The 16,620-nt window shown below is 63.6% G+C and carries 13 protein-coding genes; 6 read left to right on the plus strand and 7 right to left on the minus strand.

The window, feature by feature from the left end:
* Positions 1-312 precede the first annotated feature (312 nt).
* Genes budA through CUJ86_RS01770 form a run of 3 tightly spaced genes read right to left on the minus strand, consistent with a single transcriptional unit; the run spans position 313 to position 4,633 of the window.
* Positions 313-1,134 (minus strand): acetolactate decarboxylase, encoded by an 822-nt coding sequence (gene budA / locus CUJ86_RS01760; RefSeq protein WP_130645839.1) that lies wholly within the window; start codon positions 1,132-1,134, stop codon positions 313-315.
* Positions 1,131-2,444: a small ribosomal subunit Rsm22 family protein gene (locus CUJ86_RS01765; RefSeq protein WP_130645840.1), complete on the minus strand. Its 1,314-nt coding sequence runs from the start codon at positions 2,442-2,444 to the stop codon at positions 1,131-1,133. The genes budA and CUJ86_RS01765 overlap by 4 nt, the downstream gene beginning before the upstream one ends.
* Complete coding sequence (locus CUJ86_RS01770) at positions 2,441-4,633, minus strand: PAS domain S-box protein (protein WP_165394729.1); 2,193 nt, start codon at positions 4,631-4,633, stop codon at positions 2,441-2,443. The genes CUJ86_RS01765 and CUJ86_RS01770 overlap by 4 nt, the downstream gene beginning before the upstream one ends.
* A gap of 446 nt (positions 4,634-5,079) precedes the next feature.
* Here CUJ86_RS01770 and CUJ86_RS01775 point away from each other — a divergent pair, with 446 nt between their 5' ends.
* Positions 5,080-7,371 carry a tetratricopeptide repeat protein gene (locus CUJ86_RS01775; protein WP_130645842.1) on the plus strand — a complete coding sequence of 764 codons (2,292 nt, stop codon included), beginning with the start codon at positions 5,080-5,082 and terminating at the stop codon, positions 7,369-7,371.
* Between the two features lie 84 nt (positions 7,372-7,455).
* Here CUJ86_RS01775 and CUJ86_RS01780 read toward each other — a convergent pair whose 3' ends face one another.
* A complete protein-coding gene (locus CUJ86_RS01780; RefSeq protein WP_130645843.1) occupies positions 7,456-8,307 on the minus strand; it encodes a nucleoside 2-deoxyribosyltransferase in 852 nt (283 codons plus the stop codon).
* A gap of 30 nt (positions 8,308-8,337) precedes the next feature.
* Between CUJ86_RS01780 and CUJ86_RS01785 the strand changes: the two genes are divergently transcribed.
* Positions 8,338-8,835 (plus strand): DUF367 family protein, encoded by a 498-nt coding sequence (locus CUJ86_RS01785; protein WP_130645844.1) that lies wholly within the window; start codon positions 8,338-8,340, stop codon positions 8,833-8,835.
* Positions 8,836-8,859: 24 nt separating this feature from the next.
* Here CUJ86_RS01785 and glgP read toward each other — a convergent pair whose 3' ends face one another.
* Positions 8,860-11,034: an alpha-glucan family phosphorylase gene (glgP, locus tag CUJ86_RS01790; RefSeq protein WP_130645845.1), complete on the minus strand. Its 2,175-nt coding sequence runs from the start codon at positions 11,032-11,034 to the stop codon at positions 8,860-8,862.
* A 176-nt stretch (positions 11,035-11,210) separates the two neighbouring features.
* Here glgP and CUJ86_RS11730 point away from each other — a divergent pair, with 176 nt between their 5' ends.
* The gene (locus CUJ86_RS11730; protein ID WP_165394730.1) at positions 11,211-11,363 is read left to right on the plus strand and encodes a hypothetical protein; all 153 of its coding nucleotides are present in this window, start codon (positions 11,211-11,213) and stop codon (positions 11,361-11,363) included.
* 123 nt (positions 11,364-11,486) lie between these two features.
* On the opposite strand, the gene CUJ86_RS11735 is transcribed toward CUJ86_RS11730, so the two are convergent.
* Both CUJ86_RS11735 and CUJ86_RS01800 read right to left on the minus strand, forming a co-directional pair.
* On the minus strand, positions 11,487-12,248 hold the full coding sequence (locus tag CUJ86_RS11735) for a winged helix-turn-helix transcriptional regulator (protein WP_165394731.1): 762 nt from the start codon (positions 12,246-12,248) through the stop codon (positions 11,487-11,489).
* Positions 12,223-12,930, minus strand: a complete 708-nt coding sequence (locus CUJ86_RS01800) for a hypothetical protein (protein WP_130645846.1) — start codon at positions 12,928-12,930, stop codon at positions 12,223-12,225. The genes CUJ86_RS11735 and CUJ86_RS01800 overlap by 26 nt, the downstream gene beginning before the upstream one ends.
* 165 nt (positions 12,931-13,095) lie before the next feature.
* Between CUJ86_RS01800 and CUJ86_RS01805 the strand changes: the two genes are divergently transcribed.
* Genes CUJ86_RS01805 through CUJ86_RS01815 form a run of 3 tightly spaced genes read left to right on the plus strand, consistent with a single transcriptional unit; the run spans position 13,096 to position 16,576 of the window.
* Positions 13,096-14,016, plus strand: coding sequence for an ABC transporter ATP-binding protein (locus CUJ86_RS01805; RefSeq protein WP_130645847.1), 921 nt, complete (start codon positions 13,096-13,098; stop codon positions 14,014-14,016).
* Complete coding sequence (locus CUJ86_RS01810; protein WP_130645848.1) at positions 14,013-15,134, plus strand: ABC transporter permease; 1,122 nt, start codon at positions 14,013-14,015, stop codon at positions 15,132-15,134. The genes CUJ86_RS01805 and CUJ86_RS01810 overlap by 4 nt, the downstream gene beginning before the upstream one ends.
* The gene (locus tag CUJ86_RS01815; protein ID WP_130645849.1) at positions 15,131-16,576 is read left to right on the plus strand and encodes an NEW3 domain-containing protein; all 1,446 of its coding nucleotides are present in this window, start codon (positions 15,131-15,133) and stop codon (positions 16,574-16,576) included. Before CUJ86_RS01810 ends, CUJ86_RS01815 begins: the two co-directional genes overlap by 4 nt.
* Positions 16,577-16,620: the final 44 nt, after the last annotated feature.

The following is a 16,620-nucleotide window of genomic DNA, read 5'->3' on the forward strand; positions in this document are numbered from 1 at the left end:
CAATTACCGGGGGATTCGGGGGGTGAAAAAACCCCGTCCGGTGCTGTTCGGGAAAAATGATCCGCTCCTGACCGGGAGGGGAGAACCCCTCCCTGACCCACCCCCTCAATGAGATAGGGGCGGGATTGGAGGAATCGGTAGAAGGGGGGGTGGGAGTTTTTTTTCAGGGGCGGATTTTTCCATCCAGAGACAGCCCTGACCCGCCCCTGTCCCTATCCTATCGACCGGGGAGTTCGGGGGGTGAAAAACCCCCGTCACCGCTTTTCCGGGAAGAACCATCTCCCACCAGGAGGAGAAAAAAGCGAGAGAGATTCACCCCGAAGGGGCGCCCTCCACCCGGGCCACCTCATCCGAGCGGCCGGTGGTGAGGGGGGCGGAGGCAAAGCCCTCGTTCTCCGGGAGAACGATCCGGACAGAGGGGGTGAGATCGAGCATTACCCGGGCATCCTGGACGGTGCAGTCCAGGAGATGCCCGCCGCCGCTGTGGTCATCGGTGATGAAGTGGAGATGGAAACCAGGCACATTGACCCCCTCCATATAGGCAGGGAGATAGAAGCCGACGAGCGTGCCCTTCACGCCGCTGAAATGAAAGAGGTGCTGGTCCTTCGTCACCTCGGCCAGGGGCGGATAGGGGGGGCTCTGGCGGTCCACGCTCCGCGTCTCCACCGTCAGGAAGGTGCCCGTCACCTTCACGGCGCAGGGGTAGTTCGCCGAGGGGAGGGCGGCGAGGATCGCCTCCTCCAGGGCGGAGCGATCCGTCCGGCCCGGGAGATCGAATGTGATATCTTGTTCAAAGGGCGTGACGGCCGCAAACGCCGTGGTTTCGGCGGCATCCATCCTCCGCACCACACCGTCGCCCCTCACCTGCCAGGCCTCGCCGTCCAGAACGACGATCTCGCCATCCAGGGCGCCCGGCGTCCCGAGCCCGATATCGCCGTGCGAGAGGAGGTCGCCGATCGTGGCGGCGTCCTGATAGACGCCGTCGAGCAGGGCGCCCAGGGTGGAGACCTGGTAGATCGTCTCCTCGGCATCGGCACGCTCCTCAGACCAGCGGAAGGTCGACGAGGCAAAAAATCCGGCCGATGCGATGAGCAGCACCAGCAGGACCGCAAGACGCCAGGTCTGCGGGATCATCGGTCCGCTCCCCTTCCTGCGGGCTCGATCGTCGTCTTCCGGCCGATGATCACCGAGAAGGTGTCGGCACCGGCATTATAGCGCACCGTCGCATTCCTGATCACCACGATTCCTCCATACTCCCCTGAAAGCAGTGCATCGTTCCCGGTGTTCCGGGTGTAGACGGGCATGACCGCATACACCGGTTTTGTTGTGGTGCCGTCGCAGATCTTCACCACATGCCGCTTCTCGTCCCCGATGTCCGCCGACATCAGGGCGGTGCAGAGGTTGATACGCCGCCCCACGTGGTCGGCAAGGGAGGAGAGGCGGGCCACCTTCATCGTGGGGGCGATGCGGTAGCGCTCCCGCGTGCGCCCGTCCCTCCGGATAATGGCATATGAATACTTGATGTCGGTATTGCGAAAACGATATCCCTCCTCCCCTGCGGCGAGCGCCTCCATCAGGCGGGGTGGACGGATCTCCGGACCGCCCGCAAAGGTCCAGCAGCGTTCCGGGCGGCAGGCCTCCCCCCAGAGGGGGGTGCAGGGGGCATAGACCGTATACCCCCGGGAGACGAGGTGCTGCTGCACCTCCCGCAGAGCGGTCGAAGACTCCCGTTCGGCCGGTTCCACGAGCACCATCGTCCCGTCAGGGGAGAGGCGATCCATGAAACGGGCGACGACCGCAGCCCGATCCGCCGGATCCGTGCACGGGAGTTCGTTGAGCACATTGGAGAAGAGGATCAGGTCGAAGGGCCCCTGCAACGCCCCCTTCGGGGGGTCGGTGAGGTCACCCCGAACCGGTCGGGCGACGCTGACCTGACCTTTCCGCTCCGCATAGGCGGGGACCAGCGAGAGATATGCCTCGACATGCTCCTCCGAGAGATCGATCGCCTCGATGGAGGCTGAAACACCCTCAATTCTCGCCAGATAATCGATCACCGCAAGCGAGACCACGCCCGGACCACACCCCGCGTCCAGCACCCGCATCTGCGCCGGGAGGAGGCGGTCCATTGCCAGGCGGTGGAGGATGACCTCGGTCTGGACAAGGTAGACCGGGAACTGATAGGCGAGATAGGCCAGCACGTCATAGCCCTTCGTATAGGTGATCCGGCCCCGTCCCCTGGACCAGTAGCCCCCCTTCTGGGCCACGACCGCCGATCTGATACGGTCGAGCACCACGGGATCGTTCCAGGCCTTCCCGGTCTTCTTCGCCACATACTCCTCGACCAGGCGCTCGAGCCGCCGGGGTACCCGGGGTGAGGCAAAAAACTCCTCCTGCTTCTTGCTGTCATCGGCAGAGAGACGGATGGCGGCCCGTGGTGGCGTCATACAGGATGGTTCGGCGCTGGAGCATTAAACTCATTGCGGGGCGAGGGGGTGGGGGTGCCCGATGAGACGATGCCGGTGATCGCACCGTTCTCATCACGCAGCACGGCATTGTGCCAGATGATCCCGATCTCGGATCCGTCCTGATCCAGCAGGGGGGTCATCTCCTCGCCGGGGGGGAGGACAACCCCGTCCATCAGCCTCCGGAAGTTTGCCTCCAGGCGCGGCCGGAGGGAGGGGGGGACCAGGGTGGCAAACCAGTTCCGCCCGAGCAGGTCCACCTCCCGGTAGCCGAGCACCTGGCAGCCGGTGCGGTTCATCCGCTCGATCCGCCCGTCCGTCCCGATCACGGCGATCATGACACGGGCAACATCGAGATAGCGTTCGGCAAGGTCGCGCTCTTTCCGCACGGTCTCCTGCGCCATGATCCGTCCGGCGACATTGGCCGCCTGGGCGGCGATCACCTGCAGACTCTCATACCCGTCCGCCGGGATCTGCCGATGACGGCGGGACCCGGCCACGAGCACCGCCAGAGGCGTCCCGCTGTGAGTGATGGAGAAGGAGGAGAGGCTGCTGAGCCCCTCCTCCAGGAATGCAACGGGGAAGGGTTCGCCACCGGTGAGCGCGGCGGTGCTGCGTGCAAGAAGGGCGGCAGAGGCACGCCCCTCAAGCCGTCCACTGCCCTCCGGGAAGGCGGCGGAAAACCCGGAACAGGCTGTGAGGTCCAGCCGCCCCCCTTCGCCGACGGCATACACCGCTACGGCATCCACGCCGTTTGCACGCATTGCCGCCTCCAGGCAGATGGAGAGGGCGGAGGGAAGATCGGAGGCGGTGCCGAGGGCGGCGGCAAAGTCCCGCTGTTCCCTGAGGTGTGCGCCGGCACGCACATGGGCGGTGACATCGCGGATGATCGTCAGCAGATACCGGGGCGGACCCCCGTTGGCGGCGATCGGGATCTTCTTCGCCTGAAGGTGACGGACCTCGCCGTCATTCATCCGGACCCTGCATTCCGGGCATGCGACAGTGGTGCGGCGTGCGATCGCCTCGTCCTCGCCTGATCTGATGAAGGGGATCAGATCGGCCCGGAAGATCTCCTCGGCCTGCTTCCCGGTCAGGGACCCGGGCGTTGCGCCCACAAAATCGGCGCCCGCACGGTTGACCAGCACATAGGCGCCCCCTTCGGTCTCCCTGACAAACACCATGTCAGGGATATTCTGGACGACCGAGTGGAGAAAGGATTTCCAGCCCAGAACCCGCCGTTCGGCCTGCCGGCGTTCGGTGACGTCTCGTGCAACCATCCTGTAGCCGGCGAATTCACCGATCTCGTCAAAATCAGGCGTGCCGTTCGCCTCAAAGACGAGGTGCCGCCCGGTCCGGTGGAGGATGGGGATGTGGAGGAGGGAGAAGGGTTCCCGCCGTCCCACCGCCTCCTCGAGTTTCCCGGCGAAATGCTCCCGTTCAGGCGAGGGGACAAACTGGAGGAGGGGTTTTCCCTCCATCTCGTCGGGTGCGTAGCCCAGGAGGTCAAAACTCTTCGGGCTCACATAGGAGAAGCACCAGCCGTCGTCAACGTTCCAGATGACGTCGTTGATGTCCTCGACAAGCGCCCGGAACTTTGCCTCGCCCGCCCTGAGCGCCTCCTCCACCCGTTTTTGTGCGGTGATCTCCTCGAGAAGGATGGTGATACCCGGACTTCCATCATTGAAGGCGGTGGGGAGCACCTTCATTCTGAAGAAGAGTTCGCCGTCCGGACGGAGGAACCGCACCTCCTCGACCACGTCCTGACCGCCGAGGGCGTCCTCGATGCGGGCGCGGATCAGGGGGTGGTCGAAGGCCGAGAGGCGGGAGGCACCGATCGGCTTTCCGATCACCTCCTCCCGTCCGGCCCTGACGATCTCCAGGATCCGGTCGTTCGCCTGCACGATGACGAGGTCGCGGTCCAGGATGGCCACACCGTCTGAGGAGAAGTTGATCATGGCCGAGAGGGGAACGCGCTGCGAGGGGTAGAAGACCTTCGCCTTGCCGTAGGTCCGCATCTCCACCTCGCCGGCGATCCTGAGCATGTCCAGGTAGCGCGAGAGGGTGTTCCGGTTGAGGGCGAGGGCGCGGGAGAGCTCGGTGACCGACATGCCGCGGGGATTCGCCTTCAGGGTGTCAAGAATTCCGGTAATCTCCGCGGGATAGGTGGTCATATACAGATCTGATCTGCACCCATCCGAATTTATCGCTTTCGCCACCGGCATGCACCATGGGAGGCATCATCGAATGCCACAATGCCATGCAATACAGCATATATTTATATAGTGAAACGATCCACATATGATTGCCAAAAGCCTCATCTGATATAGGGGAAATCTCAGACAGGGCGGCATACGAGAGAACACCAGAGCACCCACACACCTGACTCAAGGCACACGCCTGCATCCCGGGTGCTTCCACTACACCATCACCTCTCAAACCACCAGCATTCATTTCGCAAACGGGAGGGCTTCAACACCCTCCAACCCTGTGCACGCAAAGGACACATCCACGTCGGGTTCCCTCACGGGACCCACCATTTTTCACCCTTCGTTTACGCATCAATCAATAGGAGTATCCCCTCGCAGGTTCCACGAGAGTGCAGGAGAGGTACGACGAGATGGATACGACCATTGCACTGAACTTTTTCCGCGAGCACTTCTGGATCGAGCGCTGGTGCCGGAAGACACCCACACCCGAAGAGACCGCCCTTCTCCGCCTGTTTCTGATCCGCCGGGAGCGCGATATGGGGTTTGCCGCTGAGGCGGCGGCGGCGGCATTTGCCGACGATGCGGCGAAAGACGCCTTCAGAACCACCCTTGCAGGCGCCCTTGCCACCTCCTTCCCCGATCTCGACGGAAGCGGACCTGACGCATATCTCTGGCGGCGCTATCTGGCGTTCCTCGATGAAAGCGACCTCAATTCAGCACATATCGTCAGGGGGATGCTCAACACCTGCACGGCGGAGACGCAGGGGGGGACCGTCCCCGCCCCCTCCTGCATCGCCACCGATATCCCTGCAGCACAATGGGAAGGACGGGAGAAACGGGCGGTGATGACGGAGATACACTACCCTGACCTCTATTTCGAGTCATCCTATCCGGGCGGGTTTCCCGAAACCCAGATCGTTCCAGCCGACCTTGAGATCACCGATTTCGCCTTTTCATGCCTGAAAAATCTCAACGGCGGTTCGATCCCCCCTGGCGGCGCCCGGACGTTCACACGGTTTCTCAACGATTCGGCCACCATTCTGGCCGTTGTCTGGTTTGCCGGGAGGGAGCGGGAGGAGCAGATCGCCATCCTGAACCGGGAGTACCCCTTCCGCCTCGACGAGGAGACCCTCGACCGGTTCGTGGCCCTCTTCGACGACCAGGAGACCCTGCTCGAGGAAGCGGCCGGACTGGTGCGCCGAGGGCTGATCGAGGAGGCGGAGACGATCTATGCGTATGCGATCGTCCATTCAGACGACAGCATGGTGCACTACACCGCCTTCGAGAACCTGGGCGTCCTCTTCAGGGAGGCCGGAGAGCATGAGCGGGCGATCGAATGCGCCGAACGCGCCCTGGCCATCAGGAGGGTGGAGGCCGAGAGCGACCCCTATGCAGTGGCCCTGGCGGAGAAGAGTCTTGCCGAAGCACTCTACAGTGCCGGAGAGACAGAACGTGCGGCCAATCTGACCGCTTCGGTGGAAGCGACCGTCGGACGCCTCGACCCCGCAGAATCGGCAAACCTCCTCTGGGCCCTGGGGTCGTCGTTCCGGCGCACCGGGCGGTTTGAGGAGGAGTACGCCGCGCTCACCCGCATCCTGGAGATGGAGGGGGGCGAAAATGCGGAGGAGGCGGCGATGGCCCGCCTCTTCTCGATGGACCAGTACGCCCGCCCCGACGGTTCCTTTGATCTCCCGGCACTCGCCGCACTCGAAGACCGGCGGCGATACCTGGACCGGTTCGGACAGGGCGCCGTCCTCCTTCAGGCATTCCAGTTCGAGCGGGCGATCCGCTCCTTTGAAGAGGCCCTCGCCATCTCGCACGACACCGACCTGATGCGGAACATCGCCATCGCCCATCGCCTCTACGGTCTGCCGGAGCAGGGGCGCCGGTATCTCGAGGAGGTGCTGCGGATGCGCCCGACCGACACCTATGCCCGGATCCACCTCGGGCTGCTGGACGGCGGTGCGGAAGGGACGGCGCTGATCCGCCGGGCGATCGAGGACGCCGTGCAGGAGGGCGCCGACCTCGGTCTGATCCTCTACCCGCTTGTGCGGGATGCCGTCGTCGCCGGCACCATCGATGCCGCCATCGAACATTTCGCCAATTTCCCGACCCGGAACGGCGTCAGGGCGCTCGCCCATCTCGGCGCCGGCACGAACCTCGCCGACCTGGGATGCATTGCAGAGGCAGAGCGCTGTTACCGGCGGGGTCTGCGGGCGAACCCCCCTGCCCCGGTGCGCGCCCGGATCCTCAGGAACATGGGCGCCCTCGCGTCCGACGCCGGGGACCTCGAGCGTGCGTGTTCGCTCCTGGAAAAGGCGCAGGCGATCGCCCCCGGCGATCCAACAATACTCTTCCGCCTCGCCGGGGTGCGAGCAGGTCTCAACGACCGGAGCGGGGCGGCGGAGGCGGCCCGGGAGGCGGTGCGCCTCGCCCCGGCAGAGGAGCGCTACCTGCACGCACGGGACCTCCGAGAATCACTGGAGCGGGTCGCCCCCCCGACACCGGCAGACCCGGAGGCCGCGGACCTCATCCGCGCCGGCGAGGAGTTTCTCGAATACTGCCCGGAGCATGCCGCACGCGCCTATGCCCTGGCATGGGAGCGGATCTCGGACGAGGCAGCAGAGAGCCCCGGCCCCGAGGACGACCTGCTGGCGTTCAGGGAGGAGATCCTGGGCCGCATCGCAGAACGCTCCGGGTGAAGAGAGCATAAATATTATTTTGTTGCCGGTGAGGGGGGAATATGGGTTCCGCTCCTGACCGGGAGGGGAGACCCCGCCCCTCTCTTACGAAGAGTTCTCGCGCACATACACGGGCATACACGCCCGTCCGACGGCATCAGGCAGGTCCCCCACCGCCGTCACCACCGAGGCCGAGTGCTCGAGCATCAGGTTCACCAGCTCGTGCGAACCGACCCGGCGGAAATCGGTCCTCAGGGCCACGACCGGTTTTCCGAGCGCATACGCATACCCCATCTCCCATGCCGTCCCCGAGTCGGCATCGGCGCCGTCGATCACCCCGACGACCACATCCGCCCGCCTGAGGGCGGCGGTGTGCCGATCAAAGAGGGCCCGGCCCCATGCGGGGTCGCGCACCGCCCCGTCCTCACCGGCCTCCTGCGGCAGATAGACATCGTAATATGAGGCCTCCAGCAGATCCCGCACCTCCCGGTTGAACCCCTGTTCGGCAGCGGTGAAGAGCGGAGCGGCGCAATAGACACGGTGCCTCGCAAACTCATAGACATCCACCGCCTCGATCTCCGGGAACCGGGCCAGGAAGGCACCCCGACCCGGCACCCGGTCATCTCGCCAGGTCCGGTTCACCCCGCAGGTCGGCGAGGAGTCGACGCCCACGATACAGAGCGGCGGGCCGCGTTCTGCGATCAGGGAGCGCACCTCCGCCTCCATCCGGTCGAGCAGGACGGAGAACGCCGGGGTGTCCAGGCGCTCCGCAAAGGTCGCCGGCGGACGGGGGCGCCCCAGGTAGGCGGTCTCCGGGCAGGGCAGGGGCACCACCTCGATCGAAAAGCGCCGGCAGCGCTCCAGGGCACCCTCGAAGGCCGTCAGATCGGCCGGACGGGTGATCCCCTCGGCCCGCAGCGAGGGATCACAGATGCAGGGTGAGCAGAGGATATACATTCAATAGGGGTCTGCGCCAAACCGGCATAGATGATACGCCTCTATGCCTTCAGGGACAACTCCTGCGATCCCCGGAAGTGCACGGTCAAGCGGATGGAGCGCTTCGGGCAGGTGACAGTCACCGACTCCCTGACCCGCATCCCCCGCTCCTCCCTCATCCTCGACCCGACGGCAGAGCGCGCCCTCTCCAGGACCGACCGCGACACCCCCTCGATCACCGCCCTGGACTGCTCCTGGGAGGTGCTCGAATCCGTCGAGGTCCGGCGCTGGCCCCGCCGCCGCGCCCTCCCCTACCTGGTCGCCGCCAATCCGGTGAACTTCGGCCGCCCCCTTCGCCTCACCTCGGTAGAGGCGTTCGCCGCCGCCCTCTGGATTCTCGGGGAGGAGGATCAGGCGCGGTCTATCCTCTCGAAGTTCAACTGGGGCATCCGCTTCCTGGAACTGAACGCCGACCCCCTCGCTGAGTATGCCGCCGCCGAGGATTCGGCTGCCGTGGTGGCAATCCAGGCGCTCTACATGGGTGACTGAAAATCTGAACCCTTATCGCCCCCATCATCGTTCCGCACCCGGTAACGGCGCACCCGCACACGAGACCAGCCGCGGATAATAGCGGTGGACATACTCCTTGAGCATCCGCCGAGAACAGAAGCGGGGTGCATTGCTCTTGATCGACTCCTTCATCGTCCGCACCCATCCATGCGGGACGCCATCCATATCGGTCTGGTAGTAGAGGGGGACGATCTCCTGTTCGAGAAGATCGTAGATCGCCCCGGCGTCGGTATCCGTGCGGTCCTTGCAGACACACTCGCCGCCGAACGCCCATCCGTTCCGGCCGTTATACCCCTCCACCCACCATCCGTCCAGGATGGAGAGGTTGATCACGCCGTTGATCGCCGCCTTCATCCCCGAGGTGCCGCTCGCCTCCATCGGCGGCAGCGGGTTGTTCAGCCAGAGATCAACCCCGTGAACCAGGTACTGGGCCATCTGTTCGCCATAATCCTCCACAAAGGCGATCTTCCCCCCGAACTCCGAGGACTGCGCATAGCGGTAGATCCGGCGGAGCACATCCTGACCCCCGACATCATCCGGATGGGCCTTGCCGGCGAAGATGATCTGGACCGGGTGCCAGCGGTTGTTCACGATCCGCTTCAGCCGTTCGAGGTCGTGGAAGATCAGGTCCGCCCGCTTGTAGGTGGAGAAGCGGCGTGCGAAGCCGATGGTCAGCACGCTCGGGTTCAGGAAGACGCCTTCGGCAACAACGTTCTCGGGCACTTCCTGGTGTTTGGCCCATTTTCGCCGTTTCATCTCCCTGATCCTGTTGATCAGTTTCATCTTCAGCCAGATATGGAGGTGCCAGAGTTCTCCGTCCGGGATCTCGTCCACCAGCTCCCAGATCACCGGGTTGTCATGCTCCATCTGCCAGTAGGGGCATACGGACCCGATATACCGGTCGAAGAGGTCCTCCATCCTGGGGTTGAGCCATGTCTGGAGGTGGACGCCGTTGGTGATCGCATCGATCGGCAGCCGGTCCTCGGGAAGCCCGGGCCAGAGCCCCTTCCACATCCCCCTGGTCACCTCGCCGTGGCGGGCCGAGACGGCATTGTGGTAGGCCGACATCCGCATCGCGAACACGGTCATATTGAAGCCGGCGTGCGGATCGCCGGGATCGGTCCCGAGACCGAGAAATCGGTCCCGTTCGATCCCGAGGCATTCATAATACCCCCGCAGATAGCGGTCCACCATATCGAAGGGGAAGATGTCGGTGCCGGCCGGAAGGGGGGTATGGGTGGTGAACACCGAGGTGCCGCGCACCTGCTCCAGGGCGTCCTCGAAGGAGAAACCCTGCTCGATCCGTTCCCGCACCCGCTCGATGAGGGCAAAGGCCGGGTGGCCCTCGTTGATGTGCACCCCCGAATAGTGGACGCCCAGGTAGGAGAGCACCTTCCTCCCGCCGATGCCGAGCACGATCTCCTGGAGGAGGCGCTCCTCGCGGTCGCCCCCGTAGAGGCGGTGGGAGATCCCCCGGTGTTCCGGACGGTTCTCGGCGATATCGGTGTCAAGGAGGTAGAGGGGCACCCGTCCGACCTGCACCTTCCAGACGGCAACATGGATGGGGGGTTCGATGAGGGGGACACGCACGACGATCTGCCGCCCTGACTCCCCCAGGACGCGGGTGATCGGGGCGGCGTCGCGGTCAAGGATCTCCTCGATGTTCATCTGCGAACCGTCCGTGCCGATATGCTGATGGAGATACCCGGAGGAGTACATGAATCCAACGGCGACGAGGGGAACGCCGAGGTCGGAACACTCCTTGAGATGGTCGCCGGCAAGAAAGCCGAGCCCGCCCGCATAGAAGGGGAGGGAATGATGGAGGCCGTATTCGGCCGAGAAGTAGGCGACAGTCACCGGGCGGCAGGGGGAGTACTCCCCGGTGAACCAGGAGGTCTTCCTCGCCATATAGTCCTGGTAACGCTCCATGATGATGTCGTAGCGGCGGAGGTATTCCGGGGTGCGTGCCGCCCGTTTCAGGTAATCAACCGGCACCTCCCTGAGCATCTGCACCGGGTTGTGGCGGCTTTCCTTCCATGCATGGGCATTCAGCTGTTTGAAGAGCACCCGGGCGGCGGGATGCCAGCTCCACCAGAGGTTGAATGCGATGTCCACGAGGCCCCCGATACGCTCGGGAACATGGTCAAAACGGCTTCGGTCCATCCCGTCTGCGGTCATCCTGATCGGGGGAGTATCAGGAGGGGATTATTTAATGATGGTGGGCGGAAACGAAAAACACTGATAGCAGAAGAGATTCAGAATTCGGCAGCAATAACCAAGAATATTCCTAAAAGAGGGGATCTCAGAGGTGCACGAACGGCAAAACTATATATAGAATTGTCTGCACTATCAGAGTGTACCGCCAGAGGGGGGTAATCATTCTGGGATCATTGCTGCAACTGGACGAAATGGAGAAGATGATGGTGCTGATCATCGCACTGATTGCGGTGACATCGGGCGTCATCGGAATGGCGCTGCCCGGGGCTTTTCCTGGGATCTTTCCCTGAAGGACTTGCCGAACGCAAAAAAGGGTGTTCTTCTCTTTTCTCCCCCCACAGCACCCATTGAAGAGGGATGATGTCCCTGATCGCATTTTTGCCGTGAGCGTTGCCGGATCACACCCGCCGGATTCAGGCACGGAAGGAGACAACAGCGCCATCGTTCCCGATACCGGCAACGAGTTCAATGGCGGCGTCCTCGCGTATCCGGTAGCGGACGGCGCGACCGTCCCGCTCCCTGCTGATGATCCGGTCCTCCGCAAGCCTGTTGACATGCCAGGTGACGGCCGGTCCCGAGATCCCCAGGATATCAGCGATCTCCTGCCGGGTCGCTCCGGGATGCTCCAGGATCCCAACCAGGATCTGCCGCGTGGTGGCGTTCCTGAGGTGTTTGAACACCCGCTGCTGGACCTGTGTATAGGTTCCGCTGTTCTCGTAGAACCGCCGATATCCGTCCTCGTCGAGGGTGGTGATCTTGTGGTGCTCCTCCAGGACCGCTAGATGATAGCGGAGCGTGCTCAGCGGCATCGCCGCAACATCGGAGAGCCCCCGGAGGTGGATGCCGGGCGATGCCCGGATGGCGTCGTAGATCTCCGACCTGAGCGGGTGGTCCAGCACGTTCCGGGGCGCCACCCGCCGCCAGCCCAGGGCGAGGCAGGTCTTCGCCGCCCCCAGGAGTTCAAGCGGGAGGACGCAGACCTCCAGCAGCACCACCCAGAGCGGGAGCTCCCAGACGGCGACCTCGTGCAGCGCTGCCGGGGGGCCGGAGGGCGGGTGCGCCCCCCCCGGGCTGACGACATATGCGGCGGAGACGGCCTGCACCAGGGCGAGGGCAAGGACCAGGAACGCCACCCGCCCCCACATCCGCTCACCAGAGATAGGTGCTGAATGCATAGTTACTCGACGTAAACGGTCTCGATCCGCTGATCTTCAGGAACCATTTTCCCTGTGCGATCCCGGCCTCATTGGAGATCCGAAGATAGATCCTGCCATCCTCTTTGCCGTCGCTCGTATCGTCATAGGTGCCGAGCACGCCGTCCGGGTGATAGATCGTCAGGCCGAGCGGGCGCTCCGGATCCTTCCAGACGAGGTCCACCCAGAAACAGGTGGTGTTCGATTCGACGTCCAGGAGGTAATAGCGGCTTCTGCTACCGAAATCCGGAAATAAAGGAAGGGTGTTCGACGAGAAAGGCAGATTCAAGTGATTGTCTTCCCCCACCCCATCAAGAGAGGCGGTCGGTTCCGGGGCGGCGGTGCACCCGGCATACCCTCCGGCCCTTTCCGCTGCGGTGTCCTCCAGGACGACCACAGAGGAGTCCTCCGCCGCCTTCACTGAATACACGGCAACCCTGAGAACGGAGGAGGGATCGTCCTCATGCACCATATCGATGGGTCCGTTTCGCATAATGAACACGTAGCCCGGGACTTCGACAAATTCAGAGGCATCGACGACGGTGACTGTGATCATCGAGGGATCGTTCGGGTCGGCGGGGAAGGAGGGAAACGCCAGACAGAGAGAGGGCGAGGTGACAACCAGCAGCAGCACCGCCACGCATCCCATGCTCCACGATCGCATGGGTATGGTATGGCGCGCATCCCCCCTTAAATCATCTGGCACAACCGTTAACGTATTATCGTTACCAGAACGGTCCTGAAGACGTGTAAACGATTGCGTCAGAAGCCTATTATAAACTCGGGCAAATATTCATTCCCCTGTTCAAATAAGGAGACCTGAAAACACATGATACGTTGCGAACACCTGACCAAGGTGTACAATGGCGTTGCGGCCGTCGACGACCTCTGCCTCGAGATCCCGCCGGGCGAGATCTTCGGCCTCCTCGGTCCGAACGGCGCCGGGAAGAGCACCACCATCCTGATGCTCATCGGACTCATCGAACCGACCTCAGGGGCGTGTTTTATCGACGGCATCGAGGTGGCGAAGAACCCGATCGAGGTGAAGCACCGGATCGGCTACATGCCCGAGGACGTCGGTTTCTACGCCACCCTGACGGCCGAAGAGAACCTGGAGTACTCAGCGCGGCTCTTCGGCATGGACGCCGCCGAACGGCGGAAGCGGATCCCGGACCTCCTCTCCCTGGTCGGTCTCGACGGGATCGAGAAGCAGGTCGGCGGGTATTCGAAGGGGATGCGCCAGCGCCTCGGTCTTGCCAGGGCCCTGATCAACGATCCATCTCTGATCATCCTGGACGAACCCACGGCAAACCTGGACCCGCAGGGGGTGGCGGACTACCGGCGGATCATCGGTGAAACGGCGGATAACGGCACCACGGTGCTCGTCTCCTCCCATATCCTCTCCGAGGTGAACCGGGTCTGCACGGCGGCCGCCATCCTCGCCCGCGGCAGACTGGTGGCGAGCGGCACCCGGGACGACCTGACAGGGGCGGCGACCCTCGATCAGGAAGGGATCGCCATCCGCATCGAGACCTATTCCCCCATGCCCCCCTTCGACGACCCGGCGATCCTCTCGGCCGACTACTCGGAGACCAGGCAGGAGGCACGGATCGTGGCGCAGACGGATATCAGGGAGCGCATAGCCGACAGATTGCTCAGGGCAAACGTCCCGGTGCGCCGGATCGAGGCGGAGCAGCCCGACCTGGAGGAGGTCCTCCTCTCCTATTATGGCGGGGAGGCCTCCTCATGAGGTCGGCAGGGCTGCGGGTGATCGCCGGCAAGGAGTTCAACGACCACCTGCGGAGCAGGAAGTTTCACCTGATCTTCGGGATCTTCCTGGTCATCGCCGCCGTCGGGCTCATCAGCGGGGCGGTCGAGTACCAGAAACAGATCGACGACTACAACAGCATGCAACAGGCGGCCCAGGATGACGGATTCATGGAAAAATCGTATTACTCCTGGAAACCGACGATCCTCTCCGCCTTCACCGAGATGTCCATGCTGATGACGACGATCGGCGTGATCCTCGGGATTGCGATGGGTTTTGACCTCATCACCAAGGAGAAGGAGAGCCGATCCCTGAAGATCCTGCTCTCGCACCCGATCTACCGTGACGAGGTGATCAACGGCAAGGCCCTTGGGGGCGTTGCGGCGATCGCCCTGGCGATGGGGATCATGCTCGTGCTCTCTCTTGCCGTGATACTCCTCTTCGGGATCGTCCCGGACTTCGAGGAGATCGTGCGGATGCTCCTCTTCGGGGTGCTCTCGTTCCTGCTCGTCTTCTCGTTCTTCGCAATCGCCCTGTTCATGTCGACGGTGGCAAAGGACAGCGGGAGCGCCATCATCTACACCCTGATCGTCATGATCGTGCTCTCCTCCCTCCTCCCGGTCTTCACCTACGGCTCAGTCTACACCGCCGTCTTCGGCCAGCCCCCCGAACCGCCGGAGTCCGATATGATGTATTTCAGTGGCCAGGGCACCACCGTTGTGTCGAGGGCGGTCGAGATCGTGGACGGTGAGGGCATGCCCGAACCGGTGGTCGACGAGGCCTGGCAGGAGTACGAGGAGAAGTCCCGCGCCTACTGGGAACGACGGCAGGCGGTCGGGGAAGCCGTCTCCCTGCTCTCGCCGACGAACAACTACCAGCGGCTGGCCTATGCCGTGACCAACCCGGGCATGGCGCGGATGATGTTGAGCAGTTCCAGTTACTCGGTCGTGGAAATGGAAGACGAGATACCGCAGGAGGGTTTCTCCGCGCTCTTCTCCCTCCTCGGTGAGATGGCGACGAACATCGCCGCCCTGATCATCACCCCCGCCCTCTTCTTCGGGCTTGCCTGGGTGCGGTTCATGCGGGAGGACGTGCGATGACCAGGGTGTTCGCCCTCCTCGCCGCCCTGCTGGTGCTCACCGCCGCCCTGCCCCTGCCGGCGGCGGCCGGGAGCATATCGTCAGGGAGCGTCTCGGTCCACTGCGATTTTCCCGGTCAGGTGGTGGAGGCCGGGGAGACGGCGACCTTCAGCCTCACCGCCACGAACAACGGCGCCCCCGCGGACGGGAGCGCCGACCAGATCCGGATGTGGACCGAGAACTATGCCGGGAGCAGGAACTGGGAGATGCGGTTTGTCGACGGCGAGACCGAGGTGAACCGGGTCTCCATCCCGGCCGGCGGATCAAAGGTCGTCACCCTCGAGGTGGAGACGGCGGCCGACACCCCGGTCGGCGAGTATCCGCTGAAGGCGCATATCGGCGACGGCACGATCTGGCTCCATGTCACCATCTCGAAGACACATACCGGCGAACTCGGCACCCTGAACCTGCTGGTGACCGACAAGGACGGGGAGCGGGTGAAGGGAGCGACGGTCGAGGTCTATAGCGGGAGCGAGAGCGAGCCCTTCGACCGGGTGATGACGACGGCCGACGGGAGGATCAGCACCGGCCTCCCGCAGGACGTCTATCTCCTCCTGATCACCAAACCCGGCTACCGCTCAGCCGAGAAGAGGGACGTGAAGGTGAAGTGCGGGATCACCACCGACGCCGGGACGGTGATGCTCGAGAAGTCCTCCTATGCGGCCGAGGTGACGGTGAAGTCCTCCCTGATCACCACACCGGCGGGCAGGAACCCGACCTTCGAGATGACCCTCCAGAACGTCGGGAAGGCCGACGACACCTACCGGCTCTCGACCGGCGACCTCCCTGCGGGCTGGTACGCCCGTTACAAGGAAAATGCCGGGGACACCAGCGACATCTCGGAGATCTTCGTACCGGCCGGCGGGGAGCGGAGCCTCTATCTCGAAGCGATCCCGCCCTACGGCACGGAAGTCGGCGACTACTCGTTTACGGCCGCGATCGAGTCCTCCTCCGACGTCTATACCGAGGACCTGACGGCGAAGATCAGCGGGAGTTATGAGATGCGGATCTCGGCTGAACGCTACCGCTACGAGGCGGATATGGGCGAGAGCGTCACCTTCGATCTTCAGATCAGGAACATCGGCAATGCCGGCGCCCTGACCGGGATCCGGTTCGAGGTAAACGCACCGCAGGGCTGGAAGGCGACGGTGACGCCGGCGAACATCACGAGTCTCCAGCCCGGCGAGTCGGAGCGGGTGAGCGTGACGGTGGTGCCGCCGTCGAGCATCGTCGCCTCCGAGTACAAGATCACCGTGAACACCATATCCGACCAGGGCGAACTGAGCGACGACTTCCGGATCGTCGTCAGAGAACAGTCATTTGCTGCGATCGCCGGACTCCTGCTGCTCGGTGCGATCGCCGGGGGCGTCTGGTACTATTTCAGGAAGTACCAGCGCCGCTAACCTTTTTTTCTGGAGGTACTCTCCCTGATCGTCCCGTCGTAGAT

The organism is Methanofollis fontis, assembly GCF_004297185.1.
Lineage (GTDB): Archaea > Halobacteriota > Methanomicrobia > Methanomicrobiales > Methanofollaceae > Methanofollis > Methanofollis fontis.